16 protein-coding genes, 1 pseudogene and 2 riboswitches are annotated in these 21,212 nt (G+C 38.8%); of the genes and pseudogenes, 12 read left to right on the top strand and 5 right to left on the bottom strand.

Translation table 11 applies throughout. From position 1 onward, the window contains the following. Positions 1–11 precede the first annotated feature (11 nt). The gene (gene ssuE, locus M3210_RS13945; RefSeq protein ID WP_251515588.1) at positions 12–569 is read right to left on the bottom strand and encodes an NADPH-dependent FMN reductase; all 558 of its coding nucleotides are present in this window, start codon (positions 567–569) and stop codon (positions 12–14) included. 149 nt (positions 570–718) lie between these two features. Beyond that, positions 719–830: riboswitch (SAM riboswitch) on the bottom strand. Positions 831–945: 115 nt separating this feature from the next. After that, positions 946–1,055, top strand: a riboswitch (SAM riboswitch). Positions 1,056–1,153: 98 nt separating this feature from the next. On the opposite strand from ssuE, the gene M3210_RS13940 reads away from it, so the two are divergent. Together M3210_RS13940 and M3210_RS13935 are read left to right on the top strand one after the other, a co-directional pair. After that, complete coding sequence (locus M3210_RS13940; protein ID WP_251515583.1) at positions 1,154–2,206, top strand: LLM class flavin-dependent oxidoreductase; 1,053 nt, start codon at positions 1,154–1,156, stop codon at positions 2,204–2,206. Positions 2,207–2,225: 19 nt separating this feature from the next. Beyond that, complete coding sequence (locus tag M3210_RS13935; RefSeq protein WP_251515582.1) at positions 2,226–3,176, top strand: ATP-grasp domain-containing protein; 951 nt, start codon at positions 2,226–2,228, stop codon at positions 3,174–3,176. Positions 3,177–3,254: 78 nt separating this feature from the next. Here the strand turns inward: M3210_RS13935 and M3210_RS13930 are convergent, their stop codons facing one another. Then, on the bottom strand, positions 3,255–4,283 hold the full coding sequence (locus M3210_RS13930) for an aldose epimerase family protein (protein WP_251515581.1): 1,029 nt from the start codon (positions 4,281–4,283) through the stop codon (positions 3,255–3,257). Positions 4,284–4,583: 300 nt separating this feature from the next. On the opposite strand from M3210_RS13930, the gene M3210_RS13925 reads away from it, so the two are divergent. Beyond that, positions 4,584–5,279 (top strand): L-ribulose-5-phosphate 4-epimerase, encoded by a 696-nt coding sequence (locus M3210_RS13925; RefSeq protein ID WP_251515580.1) that lies wholly within the window; start codon positions 4,584–4,586, stop codon positions 5,277–5,279. A gap of 257 nt (positions 5,280–5,536) precedes the next feature. Next, positions 5,537–6,643 (top strand): GntR family transcriptional regulator, encoded by a 1,107-nt coding sequence (locus tag M3210_RS13915; protein ID WP_285853794.1) that lies wholly within the window; start codon positions 5,537–5,539, stop codon positions 6,641–6,643. A gap of 49 nt (positions 6,644–6,692) precedes the next feature. Here M3210_RS13915 and M3210_RS13910 read toward each other — a convergent pair whose 3' ends face one another. Beyond that, entirely contained in the window at positions 6,693–8,291 is a 1,599-nt protein-coding gene (locus tag M3210_RS13910) for a xylulokinase (protein WP_251515579.1), read from the bottom strand. A 33-nt stretch (positions 8,292–8,324) separates the two neighbouring features. Then, positions 8,325–9,707 carry a sugar porter family MFS transporter gene (locus M3210_RS13905; protein ID WP_251515578.1) on the bottom strand — a complete coding sequence of 461 codons (1,383 nt, stop codon included), beginning with the start codon at positions 9,705–9,707 and terminating at the stop codon, positions 8,325–8,327. A gap of 613 nt (positions 9,708–10,320) precedes the next feature. Between M3210_RS13905 and araA the strand changes: the two genes are divergently transcribed. From araA to M3210_RS13880, 5 genes and pseudogenes are all read left to right on the top strand, one after another. Next, entirely contained in the window at positions 10,321–11,745 is a 1,425-nt protein-coding gene (araA, locus tag M3210_RS13900; protein WP_251515577.1) for an L-arabinose isomerase, read from the top strand. Positions 11,746–11,927: 182 nt separating this feature from the next. Continuing rightward, complete coding sequence (locus tag M3210_RS13895) at positions 11,928–13,457, top strand: spore germination protein (protein ID WP_251515576.1); 1,530 nt, start codon at positions 11,928–11,930, stop codon at positions 13,455–13,457. Positions 13,458–13,481: 24 nt separating this feature from the next. Then, a pseudogene (locus M3210_RS13890) lies at positions 13,482–14,575 on the top strand (GerAB/ArcD/ProY family transporter). Between the two features lie 5 nt (positions 14,576–14,580). Next, positions 14,581–15,735, top strand: a complete 1,155-nt coding sequence (locus M3210_RS13885) for a Ger(x)C family spore germination protein (protein ID WP_251515618.1) — start codon at positions 14,581–14,583, stop codon at positions 15,733–15,735. Next, the gene (locus M3210_RS13880; protein WP_251515574.1) at positions 15,735–15,941 is read left to right on the top strand and encodes a hypothetical protein; all 207 of its coding nucleotides are present in this window, start codon (positions 15,735–15,737) and stop codon (positions 15,939–15,941) included. Before M3210_RS13885 ends, M3210_RS13880 begins: the two co-directional genes overlap by 1 nt. 41 nt (positions 15,942–15,982) lie before the next feature. Here the strand turns inward: M3210_RS13880 and M3210_RS13875 are convergent, their stop codons facing one another. Then, positions 15,983–17,230 (bottom strand): amidohydrolase family protein, encoded by a 1,248-nt coding sequence (locus M3210_RS13875; protein WP_251515573.1) that lies wholly within the window; start codon positions 17,228–17,230, stop codon positions 15,983–15,985. Between the two features lie 258 nt (positions 17,231–17,488). On the opposite strand from M3210_RS13875, the gene M3210_RS20615 reads away from it, so the two are divergent. The 3 genes from M3210_RS20615 (at position 17,489) to abc-f (ending at position 21,209) form a co-directional block, all read left to right on the top strand. After that, complete coding sequence (locus M3210_RS20615) at positions 17,489–18,910, top strand: OmpA family protein (RefSeq protein ID WP_251515572.1); 1,422 nt, start codon at positions 17,489–17,491, stop codon at positions 18,908–18,910. Between the two features lie 24 nt (positions 18,911–18,934). Further along, positions 18,935–19,093, top strand: coding sequence for an RAxF-45 family protein (locus tag M3210_RS20480; protein WP_349774365.1), 159 nt, complete (start codon positions 18,935–18,937; stop codon positions 19,091–19,093). Between the two features lie 247 nt (positions 19,094–19,340). Continuing rightward, positions 19,341–21,209, top strand: coding sequence for a ribosomal protection-like ABC-F family protein (gene abc-f / locus M3210_RS13865; protein WP_251515571.1), 1,869 nt, complete (start codon positions 19,341–19,343; stop codon positions 21,207–21,209). Positions 21,210–21,212 lie beyond the last annotated feature (3 nt).

Here is a 21,212-nt window from a genome sequence, read left to right as displayed (position 1 = left end):
TGCTATTCCTCCTATTGTTGTAAAAATACTGGTGTAGCTTGTTTTTGCCTGTTGACGAGATGGATGAAATAGTTCAGTTGTTTTTCTGCACGTTGTAGAAGTTCTTCATCGATTATCGGGGTATCTTTTCGTTTATCGATTTGTTCGTTTATGAGATAAATGCCTTTTAAATTATGTGCTTTAAGACTTGCCAGCAGAGGTTTCAGGGAGTACTCGAGTGCCAATAGATGGGAGGCGCTTCCTCCACTCATCAATGGGAGTACTGGTTTATGTTCAAATACATCTGGTGGCAGCAGATCAATCAGTGCTTTTAATACGCCGGTGTAGGAACTTTTGTATACTGGTGAGCCGACGAGTACACCTTTTGAATTCTGAATGAGTCTGGTGATGCCGACGACAGAAGGACTATTATATCTCCCTTCAAACAAATCTTGATAAGGGACATCTTTTACGGAAAGGTGGGTTACAGATAAACCTTCCTTCTCCAGTAAGGAACCTAAATATAACAATACTTTGTCAGAACCCGAATTTTCAGAAGGACTTCCGGAAAGTATAATAATTTCACTCATGATATAACTCCTTTCTAAGAGTATTTTCATATTTTAAGGTTTCGAATCAGTAGATAACGAACGGCGACTTAGACACTGTTCATAATTTAGAGCATTAAAAAAATCCCTCTCTTTCATAAACTTGAGAAATAGGGATTGGTTACATTCATCTCTTATCTCTCAAGAATTATTTCTTGCCGGATTTAGCACCTTTCTGATTCGATAAATCAGAGGTTGCTGAAGCTTCATCGGGCCAGGTCCCTCAGCTTCTCTTGATAAGAACTCTTAATTATTAAATTATTTCATATTCTATGTGAATTATTCCGATAAGTCAAGTGCGAATTTTTTGATTGACAAATGATTTTAATTACTTTAGGATTGGTAATAATCGAATAATTTCTTATCAAGAGAGGTGGAGGGATATGGCCCACGGAAGCCTCGGCAACAGGTTCTAACAGAGAATACTGTGCTAATTCCATCAAGCATGTATGGCTTGGAAGATAGGAAGAGGAAAGTAATATTGTGATTGGACCCTTTTTCTATTTTTTAGAGAAAGGTTTTTTTATTTTATATAGATTAAGAGAGAGAGATGAGGAGTGGGGAAGATGAAATATGGATTTTGGTTGCCGATTTTTGGAGGATGGTTACGTAATGTAAAAGATGAAAAAATGCCACCTACTTATGAATATGCGAAGAAAGTCATCCAATCTGCGGAAAATTGGGGCTATGATACAACGTTAATTGCTGAGTTGTACTTGAATGACATCAAAGGTACAGATCACGATTCATTAGAGGCGTGGTCAACCGCAGCTGCATTAGCGGCAGTGACGGAGAAAATTGAAATCATGACAGCCGTCCGTCCGATTTATCATAATCCAGCAGTTACAGCTAAAATGGCTGCAAATATCGACCATATTTCTAATGGACGCTTTACGCTGAATATAGTCTCTGGCTGGTGGGAAGGGGAAGCAAAACAATACGGCGGTGAATTCACAGCGCATGACGAGCGTTATGCACGAACCGAAGAATTCATTCAAATATTAAAAGGCTTATGGACGGAAGATACGTTCTCCTTTAAAGGTAAGTTCTATACAATCGAGGATACGAAACTAGAACCGAAGCCAGTTCAACGTCCAAACCCGATTCTTTATGCAGGCGGAGAAAGTGAAAAAGGAAAACAGGTCATTTCCTCCTTATGTGATGCGTATGTGATTCATGGCCATAAGGTGGAAGAAGCAAAAGAGAAAATCGATGAAATGAAGGAACGGAGAAAGCAAGCGGGATGTGAGCCTTTCCGTACAATCGGGATGGCGGCATATGTGATTTGTCGGGATACGGAGGAAGAAGCACAAGCCGAGTTGGAACGGATTACGACTGTAGATGATTTAAGTGGCTATGCTGGATTTAAAGACTTTACAACGAAGTCTGAGCTAGAGCAGAAGATTGCATTACAAGATTATTCTGTATCGAATCGTGGGCTTCGTCCGAATTTAATCGGGACACCTGAGCAAATAGCGAAACAGATTTTAGCGTTTGAGGAAGCGGGAGTAGATTTATTATTATTACAAAGTTCTCCCCAGCTAGAAGAACTCGAACGATTTTCCAAACAAGTCATGCCTAAAGTTGAAGAATTACGCAGCGAGTTAGCAAAAAACTAAACAATAGGAGAGTATGTTGATGAGTAAAATATATGTTCTGCATGAAAATAAAGAATGGACCAATCATTTGACGAAACGCTTGGAGGAATTGAATCTGCCTTATGAAGAATGGCATTTGGATAAGGGGACGGTGGATCTTGCTTCTGTACCACCAGAAGGAGTCTTCTACAGCCGGATGAGTGCGTCGTCTCACACGAGAGGTCATCGTTTTGCTCCGGAGTTGACGAGCGCAGTCTTAACTTGGCTGGAACAACATGGGAGAACGGTGATCAATGGCAGTCGCGTATTGCAGTTGGAAGTCAGCAAGGTTCTTCAGTACTTGGAACTTGAGAAATTTGGCATTGAAACTCCACGGACGGTCGTAGCAGTTGGAAAAGATGAGATCTTGAAAGCTGCTGAAAACTTCCGAGGTAAGAAATTCATAACAAAACATAATCGTGCTGGAAAAGGACTCGGCGTCCGGTTGTTTGATTCTGTTGAAGCGTTACAGCGTTATGTCGAAAGTGAAGAGTTCGAAGAGCCGGTGGACGGAATTACACTGCTGCAAGATTATATCGAATCACCGGAATCATATATTACACGCTGTGAATTTGTTGGCGGTAAATTCCTTTATGCGGTTCGTGTAGATACATCAGAAGGGTTTGAATTATGTCCGGCAGACGCTTGCTCCATAGAGGATGCTTTTTGCCCAGTCGGTGAAGAAAGCGAAGCGCCAGCTAAATTCCAAGTGAGGGAAGGCTTTGATTATCCTATAATCGACAAATATGAAAAACTCCTTCAAGCGAATGGCATCCAAATCGCAGGTATCGAGTTTATTGAGGATAAGGACGGAAAAATCTATACGTATGACATCAACACAAATACGAACTACAACAGTGATGCCGAAGCTGTAAGTGGAAAGTATGGGATGTTGGAGGTTGCGAAGTTTTTAGGGAAGGAATTGGAGAAAACAGCAGTTGTAGTTAATTAATGATGTTACGTAACCATGTTAAAAGTTGGGTAAAAAACCGATGTTCCTTCAGAATTGATGAAGGAACATCGGTTACTCTTATATTACTGATAGTTTATAAGTAATTTCATATTTCTTTTCGGTATTAGCAGGTAAGACAATATCTCCAAAATCAGGGTGATGATTAGCATCAGGTAAAGTTTGGGGTTCCAATGCTACAGCCATATGAGGGAATAGATGATTCCCCTCATTCACCTTTATGTGAGGATGAGTTTTGTTTAATGAATAAAAAACTAGACCGTTTCGATCGGATTGGATTTCAACAATTCGTCCATTATTTAAATTGCTTAATCTAGCAGCCTTTGGCCCGGTTACATGATAAGGATGATCATATCCTGATATATTGAGCTGTTTTAGTGAGTGCAGCATTTCTGATAGATTTTGTTCTTTCCGAAAGTCGAAGGGTGTGTTTGTTACATTTATAAATTCTCCAGTTGGAATTTGTTGCTGGTCCAGCTCTAACAGCTGTTCGGCGCTGATGGATAGTTTATGATTATTCAATCCCTTTAACTTATCATTGTTTAAATTGAAATAAATATGTGTAGTGGGATTAAAGAGTGTAGGTGTATCGGATTTATTTATAGCATAAAATTCAACATGAAATTGATTGTTTTCTCCCCATCTATATGTAATAGTAACTTCCAACTTGCCAGGAAAGCCATCCATTTCCGGATTAATTACTTTAGTGAAAGTTAGTCCCTTTTCAGTTTCCGAAACATCCCACCACATATGATGAAAGCCGTTAACCCCACCATGTAAGGTGTTGTCTCCTTCATTCCTAGGTAATAGGAATTCCTGATTTTTATAGTGGAACAGACCACCTTTTATTCTCCCACCAACTCTGCCGATTGCCTTTCCGAAGAAATACGTCTGGTCATTCAAAAAGTCTGTGGGTCCGTTAAAACCGAGCAAGATGTTATCTATGATTCCATTTCTATCTGGCATCATAATAGAAGTTAATGTAGCTCCATAATTCAAACAGGTAAAAGCGTATCCATTACCATTATTAACAGTATATTGCATAAGAGGACGCTCTAAGTTACTTGCTATTTCTTTTCGTGTAATCACTTGATTCACCAACCTATAGATATTTTAATAAATCGTTAAGTTGAATTGCGCTTGAATTTAGCTTTTGGCAAGCGTTTACAATAAAACATTACCAGTTATACGAATGAAATTTATGTATCTTAATTAGTCCGTATTAAAATGCTTAATTTAAGTATAACTCAATTGACTTGTACGTACAAATATAATATGATGACATTAGTATGAAGAGAATAATACGTAGAGTTAATAGAAGTTTTGAGGCAATCTTTCAAATGATCCATCCAACTTGAACTAAAAAAATGCTAAAAAGGATGACTGATTATGTTAGAACAGCTAAAACTAGAAGTTTATGAAGCGAACATGTTACTTCCGAAATATAATCTTGTTACTTTTACATGGGGAAATGTTAGTGGAATAGATAGAAATGAAAATTTAATTGTTATTAAGCCTAGTGGCATACCTTATGAAGAACTGTTGCCAGAGCATATGGTGGTCGTTGATTTGAAAGGTAATGTTGTTGAAGGGGAATTGAATCCATCGAGTGATACAGCAACGCATGTTGTTTTATATAATCAATTTCCTAATATTAAAGGCATTGTTCATACACACTCTCCTTGGGCTGTAACATTCGCCCAAGCTGGTATTGATATTCCGTCATCAGGAACTACTCATGCTGATACATTTTATGGCCCCGTCCCTGTAACAAGGAAGATGACAGAATCTGAAGTATCTAGTGAATATGAAAGACAAACTGGAGATGTTATCGTTGAGACGTTTGAAGAACGTAAGATTAATCCAGATTATGTTCCAGCAGTGTTAGTCAATGATCATGGTCCTTTTACATGGGGGAAATCTGCACAAGATGCTGTACACCATGCGGTCGTATTGGAAGAGGTAGCTAAAATGACTTACCATACATTACAATTGAATCCACATGGAATTGAGATGGATTCTTATCTTTTGGATAAGCACTTTTTGAGGAAGCATGGCGCAAATGCTTATTACGGTCAAAAATAGTCTTATAGAGTTATAATTAGATTCAAATCTTTCAAGATACTGCCATTAAGAAGCATTCTAATTTCTTAATGGTTTTTTTATTTGATGCAAGTTAAACGTACCTAAATCTTACCGTATAGGTTTAGACTTTTTATTTACAACCAATAATAATGATTATAGGTATGCTATAATTAAACTTGTCTACACATAATAGAAATTTCTGTATATAGAAAGATTATTCTTTATTATAGGTCGTATGGAATTAAAGGGGATTCAATATGGTTAAAAAATATGAACGAATCAAACAAAATATACAAGAAAAAATCCTATCGGAAGTATATCAAGTGAATGATAAATTGCCTACTGAATCAGAAATGATGAAGGTTTACGATGTCAGTAGATTTACAGTAAGACGTGCAATTGATGAACTTGAGAAAGATAATTATGTATACCGAATTCAAGGTGCTGGAATATTTGTTAATGATTGGAAAAGCAAACCAAAAATACAAATTCAACATAAGACAATCGGGCTTATTTCCACACATATCGCCAATTATATTTTCCCGAATATCATTACAGGAATCGATAATTACCTATCTAATTATGGTTATTCCATTCTTATAACGGATACACAAAACAGTCCTGAGAAAGAGCGTAAAAGCCTTACGAATCTACTAAATAATAATTTGTCTGGTTTAATTATTGAGCCAACCAAGAGCGCTCGGAATGATTATAATAAAGGAATTTACGATAATATCAAATCGATGGGTATCCCGATGTTGTCGATTAATGCAGTTTATGATGACCTCGATATACCATATTTGATCATGGATGATGTAAAGACTGGTGAGCTTGCGACTAACTATCTAATTTCCAAGGGACATAAGCAAATCGTTGGTATATTTAAAGTGGATGATAAGCAGGGGATTGATAGAATGAATGGTTTTATCAAAGCTTATCAAGAGCAGCCGGAGTTATTAAATATGGGCGATATTATGATGTTTCAGACGGAAGAAAATATTGATAACTTGTTTAAAAAACTTCACATGATGCTGACCCGTTCGAACGATGCACCAACAGCAATTGTTTGCTATAACGATCAATTAGCTATTCAAGTAATTAAATTTGCTAAAGAAATTGGTTTGAGTGTCCCACATGATATTTCGATAATTGGGGTAGATGATTATCGATTCTCAAATTATATCAACCCACGACTGACAACAATTCGTCATCCACAGGAAAAAATGGGGTTGGACGCAGGGAAAATGATGATCGATTTGATAAATAAACAAGAGGTTACTTCAAAAGTATATGAACCAGAAATCATTGAGCGAGATTCTGTACTTCCCCTCGCTTCTAAGGAAATGATGGAAAAAGAGAGCTGAGACAAACTACGAGTTGTGTCTCAGCTCTCTTTTAAATGGATGCGTCAAATTAAATATATTTTATCGCTGCCTCTTCAACGGGTAAGCCGGCTTTGTAATTATTGATGAATGTCTCATACCCCTCAACCCCTTGAGGTTCCGGACTTAAGGTAGAGCTATTAGGATTTACGAATACATACTGGTCTAAGAAGTCCTCCAAGTTCATATTCTCATTCCCAAACTTGGTGTATGCAGCCAATACCGCCATACCCCAAGCTCCGCCTTCACTCGCAGTGTTCATAACAGTGATTGGCGTATTTAAGGCATTGGACAAAATCTGTTGAGCAATGACTGTTGTTTTGAACAGACCTCCTTGGGCTATTAAGACATTTGTTTGAATCTCCTCTTCATTGTACAAGATATCCATACCAATTTTTAAAGGAGCAAAAGCAGCATATAACTGTGTGAGAATAAAGTTCGCCAATGTAAACGAACTATTGACATCCCTTACAAATAGGGGACGTCCTTCCGGCATTTTTGTAATGTTCTCACCCGAAAGATAACTGTAATTAATCAATCCTCCGGCATCTGGGTCTGCTTTCGTAGTAGTAAGAAATAGGGATTCATATAATTTGTCGGGCTCGATTTCTATACCGAGCCTTTCTGCGAATTCTTTAAATATATTTGCCCAGGCATTAATATCAGATGAACAATTATTGGTATGGACCATTGCAACAGGATTCCCTGTAGGAGTAGTAACAATGTCGATATCTCTATAAACCTTTTTTAGTGGTTTATCAAGCACAATCATTGAAAACGCTGAAGTTCCAACAGAAATATTTCCTGTTTGTTTGCGCACACTGTTCGTACTGACCATACCGGTTCCTGCATCCCCTTCTGGTGGAGCCATGAAACTTCCCGCCTGTAAATATCCGTTCACATCAAGCAGCTTAGCTCCTTCCTCTGTTAAGTTGCCTGCTACATCGCCTGCTTTTAATACAGTTGGTAATATACTTCTAATATTCCACTCATAAGCTGATACACGTTTCATATTTTCAAATTTAAGTAGAAGTTCCTCAGAATAATTACCAGTATTCTCGTCAATAGGGAACACACCAGAGGCATCACCAATACCTAAAACTTTTTCTCCTGATAATTTCCAATGGACATAACCAGCTAAAGTCGTTAAAAAGTTCACATCCTCAACATGTGATTCCTCGTCTAGGATTGCTTGGTAAAGATGAGCGATGCTCCATCTTTCTGGTATATTGAATTGAAATAATTCCGTAAGTTCAATTGCAGCTTTCTCTGTTGTATTATTGCGCCATGTTCGAAAAGGAGTAAGCAGTGTACCATCCTGTGAAAAAGCTAAATAACCATGCATCATGGCACTTACACCAATAGAGCGAATCTTAGTTAGTTTCGTGTGGAATTTGCTCTCCACATCTGCTGCCATTTGGAGGTAACTACTTTGGATCCCTTTCCACACATCATCAAGTGAATAGGTCCAGATACCGTTTTCAAACTTATTTTCCCATGCATAACTTCCAACGGAGATGGTTTCATATTTATCGTTGATTAAAACAGCTTTAATCCGAGTAGATCCTAATTCTATTCCAAGATATACATCACCACGTTGAATTGCCTGAGATGTTTCCTTAATGTACATTATTTCTCCTCCATTCCTGTTGAGCTGTTTCGACTAAGCTCCTTTTTTTTCCAATCCTTTTCTTTCCCCAATCTTCTCAATCTCCTCTAAAGTGCGACCCATAGTTTCAGGGACACGAATGCGGATAAAGGCTACTCCAAGTAAACAGATGACACCGAAAATGGCAAACACAGCTTCTTGAGCCATGGATGCAGTCATTATTGGGAACAGTAGACCAACTAGGAATGAACCTATCCAGTTAAAGGATGAGGCTAAGCCGGAAGCACGTCCACGTATTAATAACGGGAAAATCTCTCCTACAATAACCCATGTTAAAGGTGCCCAAGTAAAGGAATAGAATGCTACATAAATACTCAAGAATACAACGATCAACATTGGATCCGCATTAGGAACCAAAACGTTTAGAATTGCTGGGAAAATAAAAGAAAGTCCCATTACCGTTCCACCAAGTGTCAATAATGTACGGCGTTTAAATTTATCAGCAATTACAAGGAAGACTAATGATCCAATGACAAGAATGATACCTTGGATGATCGGCCACAACAATGCCGAACTTGCTGCTTGTCCAGTCGCTTGTTCAACGATAAGCGGAATATAGTAGAAGATCGCATTTGCCCCTTGGAATTGCTGGAACGCAGCAACACCTACACCAGCTATAACTAGATAACGATACTTACTATCGAGTAAGGCACCCCAAGATACGTTTTGTTTCTCCTGTTTACTGCTTTCTTGGATTTCTTTAATTTCAGCATCAATGGCTTTTTTGTTTGGACGTAGGTATCCTAGAACGGTTCGAGCTTCGTCCAATTTATTATTTTTAATAAGAAAACGAGGTGACTCTGGTAATCTCAATACTCCGATAAATAGGATTACAGCTGGAACCGCTGCCATTGCAAGCATAGAACGCCAAGCTATCGTTGTTGGTAAACCACTAAGTAGAAAGTCAACAATATAGGAAAGCAACATTCCAGACACAATCATTGTTTGGTTAATTCCTGAGAGGCGTCCTCGCAAATGTGCTGGAGCCATTTCTGACATGTAAGCTGGTACTAATGCAGAAGCAGCACCAACAGCTAAACCTAGAAATACTCTGACAAGAATTAAGAATAAGCTTCCGTCTGGCGGTGCCATCCCAGAAAGTATGGAGCCGATGACGAAAATGACGGAAGTAGCTAGAATCATCTTTCGTCTTCCAAAGCGGTCAGACAATTGACCTGCTAAAGCGCCTCCAAAAATTGCCCCTAACATGATAGAAGATGTGATCCATCCGATGGTAGCGGCATTATCAAGTCCCCAATCCTGTTGGAGGAATGGCAACGCTCCTGTCATAACACCGATATCGTACCCGAATAAGATACCGCCGAAAGCTCCAAAGAAGTATATAAATTTATGTGATACTTTTTTTTCTTTAACCATTGTGTTTCCCTCCTTAAGAATAATCCGATCGCTCAGTAAAATTATATTAAAAATAATTTTCTGGTTTTGGAAAAGGCTTACAAATAAAATGATATAAAGGCTGCGAATAAAAATAAATTACCTATACTTATAAGGACAACCATGATCTTTTGTTGAAACTCATCATTACTTTGTAGTACCGCCTCTTTTCTATGAATTCTTTAAAGATAGGTAAAGGCTTTCATAAAATGATGTTAACACCGTTATCCGAATAAATCAACAGTTTAATTTTTGTACGTATCAATTTTGGGTTTTAGATTACTAAACATTTCATTTGCTTATAGTTAATACTGTTATTTTAATGCGATTCGTGATTTTGGTTGTTTGTTAAATTATATAAGCTAAATAAATACCTAATGGATAGCATATAAATTACAACTTATGTTAACAGGAATTGTTTTATTATGCGTATAAATAAAATATCATTTGACTTATACGTATAAATATTTTATTATTTTATGTAAGCGGTTTACATATGGGATTCACTTTTTGAATCTACCATACTAATTTTATATATTTATATTCTTTAATCAGATAGGTAAAGTGGCTTTAAAAATTAGAGGAGGGTGTATGGATGTTAAAAACAAATGAATACGAATTTTGGTTTGTTGTAGGAAGTCAGCACTTATATGGGGAAGAAACATTAAATGAAGTAAAGAAAAATACAGTTGCAATCATTAATGAACTAAATGAAAAGGGTGACTTCCCTTATCCGATTGTATTTAAAACGGTTGTAACCACGGCGGACAGTATTACGCAAGTTATGAAAGAAATAAACTATAATGATCGTGTTGCAGGTGTCATCACTTGGATGCATACATTCTCTCCAGCAAAAAACTGGATTAGAGGAACTAAATTACTACAAAAGCCATTACTTCATTTAAATACTCAATTTGCGAATGATATTCCTTGGGATACGATTGATATGGATTACATGAACTTGCACCAAAGTGCACATGGTGACAGGGAATATGGTTTTATCAATGCTCGATTAAATAAAAACAATAAAATAGTTGTCGGTCACTGGAAAGAAGAACGTCTGCAAAATGAAATCAAGCAATGGATGGATGTAGCTGTAGCTTACAACGAAAGCTTCCATATTAAAGTAGCTAGATTTGGAGACAATATGCGTAATGTAGCAGTAACGGATGGAGATAAAATTGAAGCCCAAATTAAATTCGGCTGGACAGTCGACTATTATGGCATTGGTGACCTCGTAGCCGAAATGAAGGAAGTAACAGAAGAGGAAATAGATGCTGTATATAAAGAATGTGAAGAAAAATATGAGTTAGTTGTTGGCGATAACGATCCTAGTTTTTTCGAAGGGCAAGTTAAAGAGCAAATTAGAATTGAAATAGCCCTAAGGAAGTTCCTTGAGCGTGGGGGTTATAGTGCCTTCACAACAAACTTTGAAGATTTATGGGGCATGAAGCAGCTACCTGGCATGGCTGTACAGCGTTTGAATGAAGCTGGATATGGCTTTGCTGGTGAAGGAGATTGGAAAACAGCGGCTCTTGACCGATTAATAAAAATTATGTCTCATAACAAAGCAACAGGATTCATGGAGGATTATACGTATAACCTTGTTCAAGGACAAGAGACTATTTTAGGCTCCCATATGTTAGAAGTAGATCCGACTTTTGCTAGCACAAAACCTAGAGTAGAGGTTCATCCACTTGGAATAGGTGGGAAAGAGGATCCTGCAAGATTAGTATTTGATGGATCGGAAGGGGAGGCAGTGAATATCACTATTTCTGACTTTGGCGACCGATTCAAATTAGTGATGTATGAGGTGGATGGAAATAAACCGGAAACACCGGCTCCAAATCTCCCAGTTGCCCGTCAAATGTATACTCCAAAATCCGGATTTTATGAAGGCGTGAAAAAATGGGTTGAACATGGTGGAGGACATCATACGGTCCTCTCATTTGCAGTTACAGCTGATCAAATTGAAGATTTAGGTAAAATGTTTGAATTGGAAGTAATTAAAATCAAATAACATAAAAAATATACCTCTTTTGATAAGGGGTATATTTTTTTATGGCTTAGTCCTAACTGACTTAAAGTAGTTACGTTCTTAGATTATTTAAAATCATAACTTATATCTATAACGAAGAGATATGTATAATTTTCCGTCCTTGAGGAAATTTATCTATATATCAGTTCAGGGGATGAGGAGCTATGTTTAGAAGAACAAAACGGTCTGCCAAGAAAAGCGTCGTGCCAAACCAATCGTTCTCGGAGAAGCTGGAAGAGAATGTTTCTTTTTTTACCAATCTATATGAACAAAGTACGGATGTCGTTTTCCATTCAGTTTCTATAGGAAATAGACAAGCTACTATTATATATATAGAAGGATTAACAGATACACAGAAATTAGATGAGCAAGTTTTGAACATACTCTTAGCAGAGGCTGAGTTTAATGAAGAAAATTTTCTTCAATCCGTAGAGAATCGTATTCCGGTCTCGAATATGAAAAAGATAGCTACATACGTGGAAGGAATCGATGAAATCTCCAATGGTAACCCAATTCTTTTGGTAGATGGTGAAAAACAAGCACTGTCGTTTGGCATAGCTAAATTTGAGATGCGCTCAATTGCAGAGCCTGAAGCGGAAATGGCCATTCGTGGACCGAGAGAAGGATTTACAGAATCAATTGGAGTGAATACATCTTTATTGCGGCGCATCATCAAAGATCCTGCTTTGAAAATGAAAAATCTCCAAATCGGTAAATATACAAAAACGAAGGTTGTCATTTCTTATATAGATGGATTAGCAGATCCGGGATTAATTAAAGAAATCGAGGACCGTCTAAATCGTATAAAAATTGACGGGGTATTGGAAAGTGGGTACATTGAACAGTTTATAGAAGATAATCCGTATTCTCCATTCCCACAAATGTTATTTACAGAACGGCCTGATGTAGTAAGTGGGAATTTACTTGAAGGGAGAGCAGCTATATTCATTGACGGCACCCCATTCTGTTTAATTGCTCCCGTAAGTTTCTTCAGTTTGTTTCAAAGTCAGGAAGATTATTATGACCGTTTCTGGGTAGGAACCTTTGTAAGAAGTCTTCGGTTTTTATTCTTAGGTATTTCATTATTCCTCCCGGCTATCTATGTGGCGGTCACAACATTCCACCAAGAAATGATTCCAACCAATCTCATGCTCAGCATTGCTTCATCGAGAGAAGCGGTTCCTTTTCCGGCGATTATTGAGGTTATCATTATGGAGATTGCATTTGAAGCATTGCGAGAGGCCGGTATACGTCTGCCGAAACAAGTTGGGTCAGCAGTGAGTATTGTAGGGGCTCTTGTTATTGGGCAAGCGGCTGTTCAAGCTGGCATAGTTTCTGCTCCGATGATTATCGTTGTAAGTATTACTGGAATTGCTTCTTTCCTCGTTCCACGTTATTCCATGGGTTTAACGGTCCGTTTATTACGTTTTCCGATTATTTTATTAGGAGGCGCAATCGGATTAATTGGAGTCATGCTTGCCTTTATCTTAATCATAATCCATTTATCCTCCTTGAGATCGTTCGGTCTACCTTATCTAGGACCAATTAGTACCTTGCGAAAGCCAGTGTTTCAAGATACGCTTGTCCGTTCTCCATTATGGAAAATGGATTATCGTCCGCATTTGACTGGTAAGTATAATCCGAGAAGACAGAAGGAAAACTTGAAGCCGGGTCCTAAACATCATAGTGAATAAGCCGCAGATGGGAGTGAAATATAGTTGCTGGAAAAAGGGAAGATATCGACGTTGCAAATGCAATTTATCATTATACCAACCATCATTGCTACGGGGATCCTCTCCATCCCATCAATGGCTGCTCAACTTGCGGTACATGATATGTGGATGACTCCAATTGCAGGCTCTATCATCGGATTTATTACTGTCTTTCTTGTTTGGAAGCTTCATGAACTGTTTCCGAGAATGACTCCGATTCAATATAATGAAAAAATTCTCGGAAAAATACTCGGTTCTATGCTCAGTTTTTTTCTCATCTTCTTTTACCTCCATAATACTGGGCTAATTGTTCGGCAATATACGGATTTTATTACGATGAACGTATTGACAGAAACTCCAGAACTAATTTTCTCCCTTAGCATAATGGTAGTAAGTGCCTTGGCGGTGCGTGGTGGTATTGAGGTGATTGCAAGAAGCGCCGTCATTTGTACGACGATATTCATGCTATCCTCACTTTCTTTATTATTGCTGATTAAAGATATGGATGTAAGCCTCCTGCTTCCTATTATGGAAAATGGGATTACGCCTGTCTTGAAGGGCGGTTTTGTCTTCGGTGCATGGTATAGTGAGCTTTTCTTGCTGGCATTTATTTTTCCATTTCTTAATAGAGAGAAAATCAGTGTAAAGCCAGGGATATTGGCAACTATATATATTATGCTCATTTTTTTTTACGTCAATTTTTTGTGCTTACTGTACTTGGGGTAACCGCAGGCAATCAACTATATCCAGTCTATTCCCTTATCCGCGCAATATCAGTATTTGACTTTTTTGAAAACTTTGAGGTGATTATTACAGCTTCTTGGGTTCTAGGTAACTTTGTAAAGATATCTATGTTTCTCTATGTAGTTAGCTTGGCGCTTGCTCAATTATTGAGGTTGTCTGATTATCGAATTGTTGTTTATCCGATCAGTCTGTTTATTATACTGTTTAGTCAGTGGGGCTTGCCGAATTATGTAGTCTTAGTGGATTACATGAAGAACATTCAGCCAACTTATTTCCTTCTGGTTCAAGTCATACTACCTCTTTGTTTACTACTTATCGCTTTAGCACGTGGGATGAGGGGGCGGAAAACCAATTGAAGAAAATGATTCTTGTTTTAGTGCTAAGCCTTCCACTCTTATCCGGTTGCTGGGACAGAGTAGAGTTGCAAAACCTTGCTATCATTACGGCTGCTGCAATTGATAAACTTGAAGATGGACAGACGAGGATCTCCGTCCAAATTTTTATACCACGTGCAATTACGAGTGGGGAGACGGGGGAAGATCCCGATTCAGGGGCTACCTTTGTAAGAGAGGGTGTGGGAGAGAACCTTGCAAGTGCCATCTCCTTATTGCAAGTGAATGTTCCGCGAAGGATTTTTTGGGGACAATGTAAAATATTTATTCTTGGAGAAGAGCTCGCAAAGGATGGGATACGAGAAGAGTTGGACTATTTAGCCCGGCACCCGGGACCAAGAGGAGGAGCTTTTTTATTTGTAAGCCAGGGAGAAGCGAAGGGCACTTTGGAACTGACCCCGCCTCTCGAAAGATATTCTGCAGAAGTGTTAAGTAAATTAACAGATGAGGAAGTAGGTTTAGGTACGACGTTACGGGATGTAGATAAAGGGTTAATGGGGGAAGGGAAGAGCGTTTCGATTCCCTATATTATTCCTTTAGAAGCAGCTGGAAATGCTCAACAGAAGACAATACCAGTTATTTCTGCTACGGCGACTTTTCATGGTGATCAACAGGCGGGCTTACTCGATATTATGGAAACTCAATATTTATTGTGGTTACAAGGGGATGTGACAAGAGGGGTTGTATCTGCAAGTTTACCTGAAGAGAGTGGGGATATTACAATGAAAGTTGCTTCAGGTAGAGTTAAGTACATACCTGAAGTGCAGGATGGGCAATGGAAAATGGATGTTGTTGTTTCTGTAGAAGGAGAAATTATACAGAACGAAACACATTTCAATATTATGCATGAACAGGTAATTAAGCAAATCGAGAAAAGGTATAAAGAAGTGTTGGAAGGAAAAATAGCAGATCTTATTAGCAAACTTCAAAAGATGAATACGGATGTACTTCAGTTCGGAAGAAAGTTTCATCAACATTACCCACAAGAGTGGAAAGAAGCAAAAAGTGAATGGGATAGTAAATATCAAGAGGTGGAAGTCGATATTGATCTTACCGTAATTGTCCAAAAACCTGGTTATATTGGTCCGCCGGGATTCTTGCCGAAAGATGAGGTGAAAGAATAGTGCCGATCATCGTTATGCTTATATTGATTGGTATCATTATCGCTGTTGATTGGAATTTAATAAAAAATGCCTCCAAAACTGAAAAAGCTACTCTAATATTTATTTTTGGTGTATGTGCTATACTTTCATTTTTGCCATTGGAGAAAATGCCTGGACCGACTACATTACTGAATCATCTTATCGGTTTTCTATCCGTAACTTCATGAGAAATCCCCCTCCTAATGTGGAGAGGGGGATTTTTTTATTTTTATTTTAAGAAGTCAATTTCAACATCATTTTTTCTCGGTTCGCGTTTAAATAAGTATTCTCCGTTACGGACAGAAGCTAACACTTCGGCACGCTCTCGAATCGCTTCATAAGCATCCTTTGCATCCAGTACGATAAAGTTCGCTGGTTTGCCTGCTTCAATTCCGTACTCATCGTTGACCCGCATAATATTCGCGCCATTATACGTGATGAGGTCGAATGCTTTATTGATTTCATCGATATGGGTGTAATGTGCCAAATGGATTCCGTTATCTAGGATGTTCATCATGTTTCCGTTACCTAATGGATACCAGTAGTCTGCGATTGAATCTTGGGCAAATGCGACGTTGTTGCCATTTTCGAGTAATTCCTTCACTCTTGTGAGACCACGGCGTTTCGGATAATTGTCGCCACGTCCTTGTAAGTGGGCGTTTTCTGTAGGACAAGAGATGAAGTTGATTTTTGATTCTCTGAATAAGCCCATCATTTTATTCGCATAACTGTTTTCTACTGCACCGAAGCTTGTCGTATGACTTGCGGTTGTATATTCTCCGTAGTCTTTTTCCATCACTAGCGCATTTAGTACTTCGAGGAAGCGGCTGTTTGGATCATCGTTTTCGTCACAGTGGATATCAATCATGACATTATATTTAATTGCCAAGTCAACAATCCGTTTCAGAGACTCCACACCGTGCTCGTAGGAAATCTCAAAATGTGGGATACCTCCAGCGACATCCGCACCCATTTCCAATGCTTGTTCCATTAATTGTTCTGCGCCTTTGTAGCGAAAAAATCCTTCTTGAGGGAAGGCGACAAGTTGAAGGGTAACGATATCTTTTAATTCTTCGCGGAGTTTAAGTAAAGCTTTCATTCCCGTCAGATTCGGATCGGTAATATCAACATGAGTACGGATGAACTGCACCCCATGACTTACTTCTTTTTTGATTCCTTTTAAAGCTCTTTCTCGAACTAAGTCTTCTGTTAATGACTTTTTGTTATCGCTCCAGCGCTGGATACCTTCAAAAAGTGTACCGGATACGTTGGCGTTTCCTTCGCCAAGTCCTGAGAAGATGTAATCCAAGTGGAGGTGGGGATCGACATATGGTGGGAGCACAAGACGGCCTTCAAGGTCGATTACTTCGTCTGCGTCTCCCAAGTTATTGCCAACTGCTTTGAATTGGTTATTTTCGATGAGGATTTCTTGAGACTCTGGGTCTCCGTAGATGTTTGCGTTGATAAATTTTTTCATCCATTTCTGTCTCCTTTAATTCTTGTGTTGTCATAGATATTATAGCAAATTTGGCGGAGGGAAGGTATTTTCGCTCCTTCGAGGATTAAAATATGTTTCGCGTTATGCTCTTTATGGAGCAGTTATTTCAACCCTTATTCAAAACGAAAACCAGGAAAAACGTACTGGAGGGCTGTCTTGTTTAGAACTTTGAAGCTATTTCATTTTCTCTTAAACTTTCCTAAGATATGGATAGACTAGGTTTGGGGGGATGATGCCGTGAAGCGGTTAGCCGTTTTAGCATTAATTTTTATTTTATTTTTGACAGCTTGTCAGGGGGAAGCAGAGGAGGAACCTGCTGAGGATGAATCAACGAAAGAGAGCGAAATAGTTGAGGAAGTGGCAGCAGAAGTAAATGAAGAAGATGACATAGAAGACGCGGAAAAGGTTGAACAAAGTGCTGAGGTTTCTTTAGGAGGAAAAGTGACGCTTACGGATGATGCCATGATTGTAGAAGGAGAAAGTAACTTACCTGAAGGAACGAATGTTCAAGTTACCCGTTACCGCTCTCCCTTTACATTAAGACATCTAATTTGTGTAGCTTGTGGGTCAGAGAATGCAAAAGTGGAAAGTGATGGAAGCTTCCATTTCGAATTTCCTCCACCTGGGGAAAGTTTTGATCAAAGTTATATTGAGTTGGCGATCGAAGTGAAAATGTCGATGCAACCAGAAGAAACAATCTTACTCTATGGTGAAAAGGGAGAAAAAATGGAAGGGCCATTTATTTATCCATATGATCAATCAGGAGAAACGAAATATAAGGCTTACGCTCCAATTTATATTTTAGTCGGCGGCGAAGAAACGGAATATTTGATTGAGGCTCCTGAATACACAGATCCTCCGACTGACTACGGAGAAAAGGAAGTATGGGTTGATACGGACGTAACGAATGATCACCGTTATCTATATGTGGAAGGAAAATCAAATCTATTAGAAGGAACGAATGTCAGGGCTGTTTATTATTCCTCAGAGAAAGCTGCACTACCACAACATTGGTTCAGCAGTGAAGATAACGTAAAGCGGGATGGAACTTTTTTATTGCGGATTCCGTATGACTCTATCACAGATGTTGGTTTCATCGAGTTTTCAACATGGGGGAATTATAGCCATCAAGACCCTGATGAGACTTTTAATGTTTATGGGGAGGACTTTGCTTACATGGAAGGCGAGCAAGTGATAGAGAATGAAGAAGGGGTAAAAGGAATTGAATTAAAACTTTATCCGAATTTTCCTGAGTTTGATTATAACTTGCCTGAAGATTCCCAGATAACGGTTGATGGGGAAGAAACGAAAATCCAGCTGCCGGATCATATTTTATTTGATTTTGGTGAAAGTGAATTAAGGGAAGAGGCAGAAGCGGCTCTTGATGATTTCCTCGGGTCATTGGAAAAGGTAGAAGAAGGAACGGTCATCCAAATTAACGGACACACGGATAACTCAGGCAGCGAAGAGTTGAACCAGAAATTATCGGAAGAACGGGCAGAAGCGGTGGAAGTTTATATCCAGGAAAATGGTGGCCTTGATCATTTAACATTTGAGACGAACGGTTACGGATTGACCAGGCCGATTGCTTCAAATGAAGATGAGGATGGTAGGCAGAAAAATCGTCGAGTGGAGTTCGTGATTAATCCAAATGAATAATCTGCTTGTGGAAACTTTCGGAAAATGGTAAACTGTAATTATATTGATGAACGGAGGTGGGAAAGGATGTTTAATGATACTGTTTTAGTGCATGGATTTGTAGAAGATTTTCTTTATTTTGTCCGTGCAAAATTTGCATGTTTGGTTGTTAACGGGATAAGTGTGTCCTTTTTTAACAACTAAATAGCAAGCTGAAACAGTGGAAACATCTCTTTACCCATAAAAGAAATCAAGGATTGACGGATTTTTAATTCTCCACCTCGTATTTGAAGGGGATATAGCCGTCGTCTGTTGATTAAAAGCTATATTGGAAAAGGAGTGCATTTTCATGTACTCCTTTTTATTTTGATGCTGATTTGCAGCATCTATAAACCATGGGGAGTATGTCTTCTCATGGTTTTTTGTGTACTTACAATGAAGGAGGATAAAAATGATAATTTGTAGTGTAAACGATATTGCCAAAATGTACGGTGGTAACATGATTTTTGAAAATCTATCGTTTGAGATAAAAGAAAATGAAAGAGTCGCTTTAGTGGGAAGGAACGGAAGTGGAAAAACGACATTGCTTCGTCTGCTTTCAGGTGAGGAGTTGGTCGATGCCGGAAAGATTCATTGGAAAAAGGGTGCCTCCATCGGCTATTTGAAACAGCTTCCGGAAGAGTCGCAGGGTACAGCATGGGATGTACTGAAAAGGGCTTTTTCAGATTTAACTAACATGGAATATAAAATGAAGAAGATGGAAGAACGAATGACAAGTGAGTCTGACACGGAGGAATTGGAAAAATTGGTGTCCGAATACGGCAAGCTGCAGGAACAGTTTTCTATACAAGGCGGCTATGAAATGGAAGCAAGTATGGAGAAAATTGTTCACGGGTTAGACATGGTCGATTTTATAGATCAAGCTTTTTCCAGTTTAAGTGGAGGAGAGAAGACGAAGGTCGGACTCGGTCAGCTGTTGCTTCAGGAACCAGAATTGTTATTGCTGGATGAACCAACGAATCATCTCGATTTACTGGCTGTAGAATGGCTCGAAGAATTTTTAAAGAATTATAAAGGAACTGTCCTCGTCATTTCACATGACCGCTATTTCCTTGATGAAGTGGTCGATAAAATACTTGATTTAGAGGATGGGGAGCTGATGACGTACCACACCAATTTTTCTGGATTTGTGGAAGAAAAAGAGAAAAGGTTATTAAAGGCTTTCCAAGATTATGAGGAGCAACAGAAGAAAATCAAGAAGGTGAAAGAAGCGATCAAGCGGCTTCGGGACTGGGCTAACCGGGCAAATCCACCGAATGCTGATCTACATCGAAGGGCGCGTAATATGGAAAGAGCGCTAGAAAGAATGGAGAAATTGAATCGCCCAGTAATGCAACGGAAGAAAATGGACTTGGAAATGGAGGCCTCTGATCGAAGCGGGAAGGACGTCATCCAATTGCGGAACGTCTGTAAAAGATTTGGGGATAAGCAATTATTCCAGGATGTGTCGATGCATCTTGTTTATCAAAATCGAGCAGCAATCATCGGTCAGAATGGTACAGGAAAATCTACAATACTGAAAATGATATTAGGAGAAATGACGGCTGACGAGGGCGAGGTTCGTGTCGGTAGTAATGTTAAAATCGGATATTTGTCACAGCATGTTTTCCAAGAGGCCGCCGATGAAACAGTATTGGATGCATTCCGGGATAAGGTGAAGGTGACTGAAGGTGAGGCAAGGGGGATACTGGCCAAGTTCATGTTTTATGGTCATACAGTTTTTCAAAAAGTTTCCGGCTTAAGTGGTGGTGAACGTATGCGGCTAAGATTGGCGCAGCTTATGCACCAGGATGTGAATCTATTGATTTTAGATGAACCGACAAACCACTTGGATATCGACTCACGGGAAGTATTGGAAGAAGCGCTGGAGGATTATAATGGTACGATTCTAGCTGTCTCTCATGACCGTTATTTCTTGAATAAATTATTTGAGAAGATCTATTGGCTTGAAGATAGGAAAATGTATCATTTCGACGGCAGTTATACATGGGCAAGGGAGAAGATGGAAGAGCAGAGACAGCATCGAATCGAATTGGGTGCCAGTGAAAAGAAACAGGCTCCAAGACAGCGAAATTCATCGTTGCAAAAAGATTCGGGACTTAAAGTAGAGGAAGAACTAGATGCTTTAGAGAAGAAAATAAATGAACTGGATGACAAACTGTTAGAGATTGAGGATGTTGAGATATTACAAGAGATGTATAGTGAAAAAGAAGCTTTGGAAAAGAAATGGGAAACATTAGTCGAAAGCATAGAAAGGTAGATG

The sequence above is a fragment of the Oceanobacillus luteolus genome (assembly GCF_023715655.1).
Classification (GTDB): domain Bacteria; phylum Bacillota; class Bacilli; order Bacillales; family Amphibacillaceae; genus Oceanobacillus; species Oceanobacillus luteolus.
This window is presented reverse-complemented; position numbering and strand designations above follow the sequence as displayed.

Bases quoted from the DNA above. Each gene is read 5' to 3' on its own strand.
- M3210_RS20480 (WP_349774365.1), top strand. From the start codon at position 18,935: ATGGTAAACTGTAATTATATTGATGAACGGAGGTGGGAAAGGATGTTT.
- araA (WP_251515577.1), top strand. From the start codon at position 10,321: ATGTTAAAAACAAATGAATACGAATTTTGGTTTGTTGTAGGAAGTCAG.
- M3210_RS13875 (WP_251515573.1), bottom strand. From the start codon at position 17,230: ATGAAAAAATTTATCAACGCAAACATCTACGGAGACCCAGAGTCTCAA.
- M3210_RS13935 (WP_251515582.1), top strand. From the start codon at position 2,226: ATGAGTAAAATATATGTTCTGCATGAAAATAAAGAATGGACCAATCAT.
- M3210_RS13895 (WP_251515576.1), top strand. From the start codon at position 11,928: ATGTTTAGAAGAACAAAACGGTCTGCCAAGAAAAGCGTCGTGCCAAAC.
- M3210_RS13925 (WP_251515580.1), top strand. From the start codon at position 4,584: ATGTTAGAACAGCTAAAACTAGAAGTTTATGAAGCGAACATGTTACTT.
- M3210_RS13940 (WP_251515583.1), top strand. From the start codon at position 1,154: ATGAAATATGGATTTTGGTTGCCGATTTTTGGAGGATGGTTACGTAAT.
- abc-f (WP_251515571.1), top strand. From the start codon at position 19,341: ATGATAATTTGTAGTGTAAACGATATTGCCAAAATGTACGGTGGTAAC.
- M3210_RS13885 (WP_251515618.1), top strand. From the start codon at position 14,581: ATGATTCTTGTTTTAGTGCTAAGCCTTCCACTCTTATCCGGTTGCTGG.
- M3210_RS13910 (WP_251515579.1), bottom strand. From the start codon at position 8,291: ATGTACATTAAGGAAACATCTCAGGCAATTCAACGTGGTGATGTATAT.
- M3210_RS13905 (WP_251515578.1), bottom strand. From the start codon at position 9,707: ATGGTTAAAGAAAAAAAAGTATCACATAAATTTATATACTTCTTTGGA.
- M3210_RS13915 (WP_285853794.1), top strand. From the start codon at position 5,537: ATGGTTAAAAAATATGAACGAATCAAACAAAATATACAAGAAAAAATC.
- ssuE (WP_251515588.1), bottom strand. From the start codon at position 569: ATGAGTGAAATTATTATACTTTCCGGAAGTCCTTCTGAAAATTCGGGT.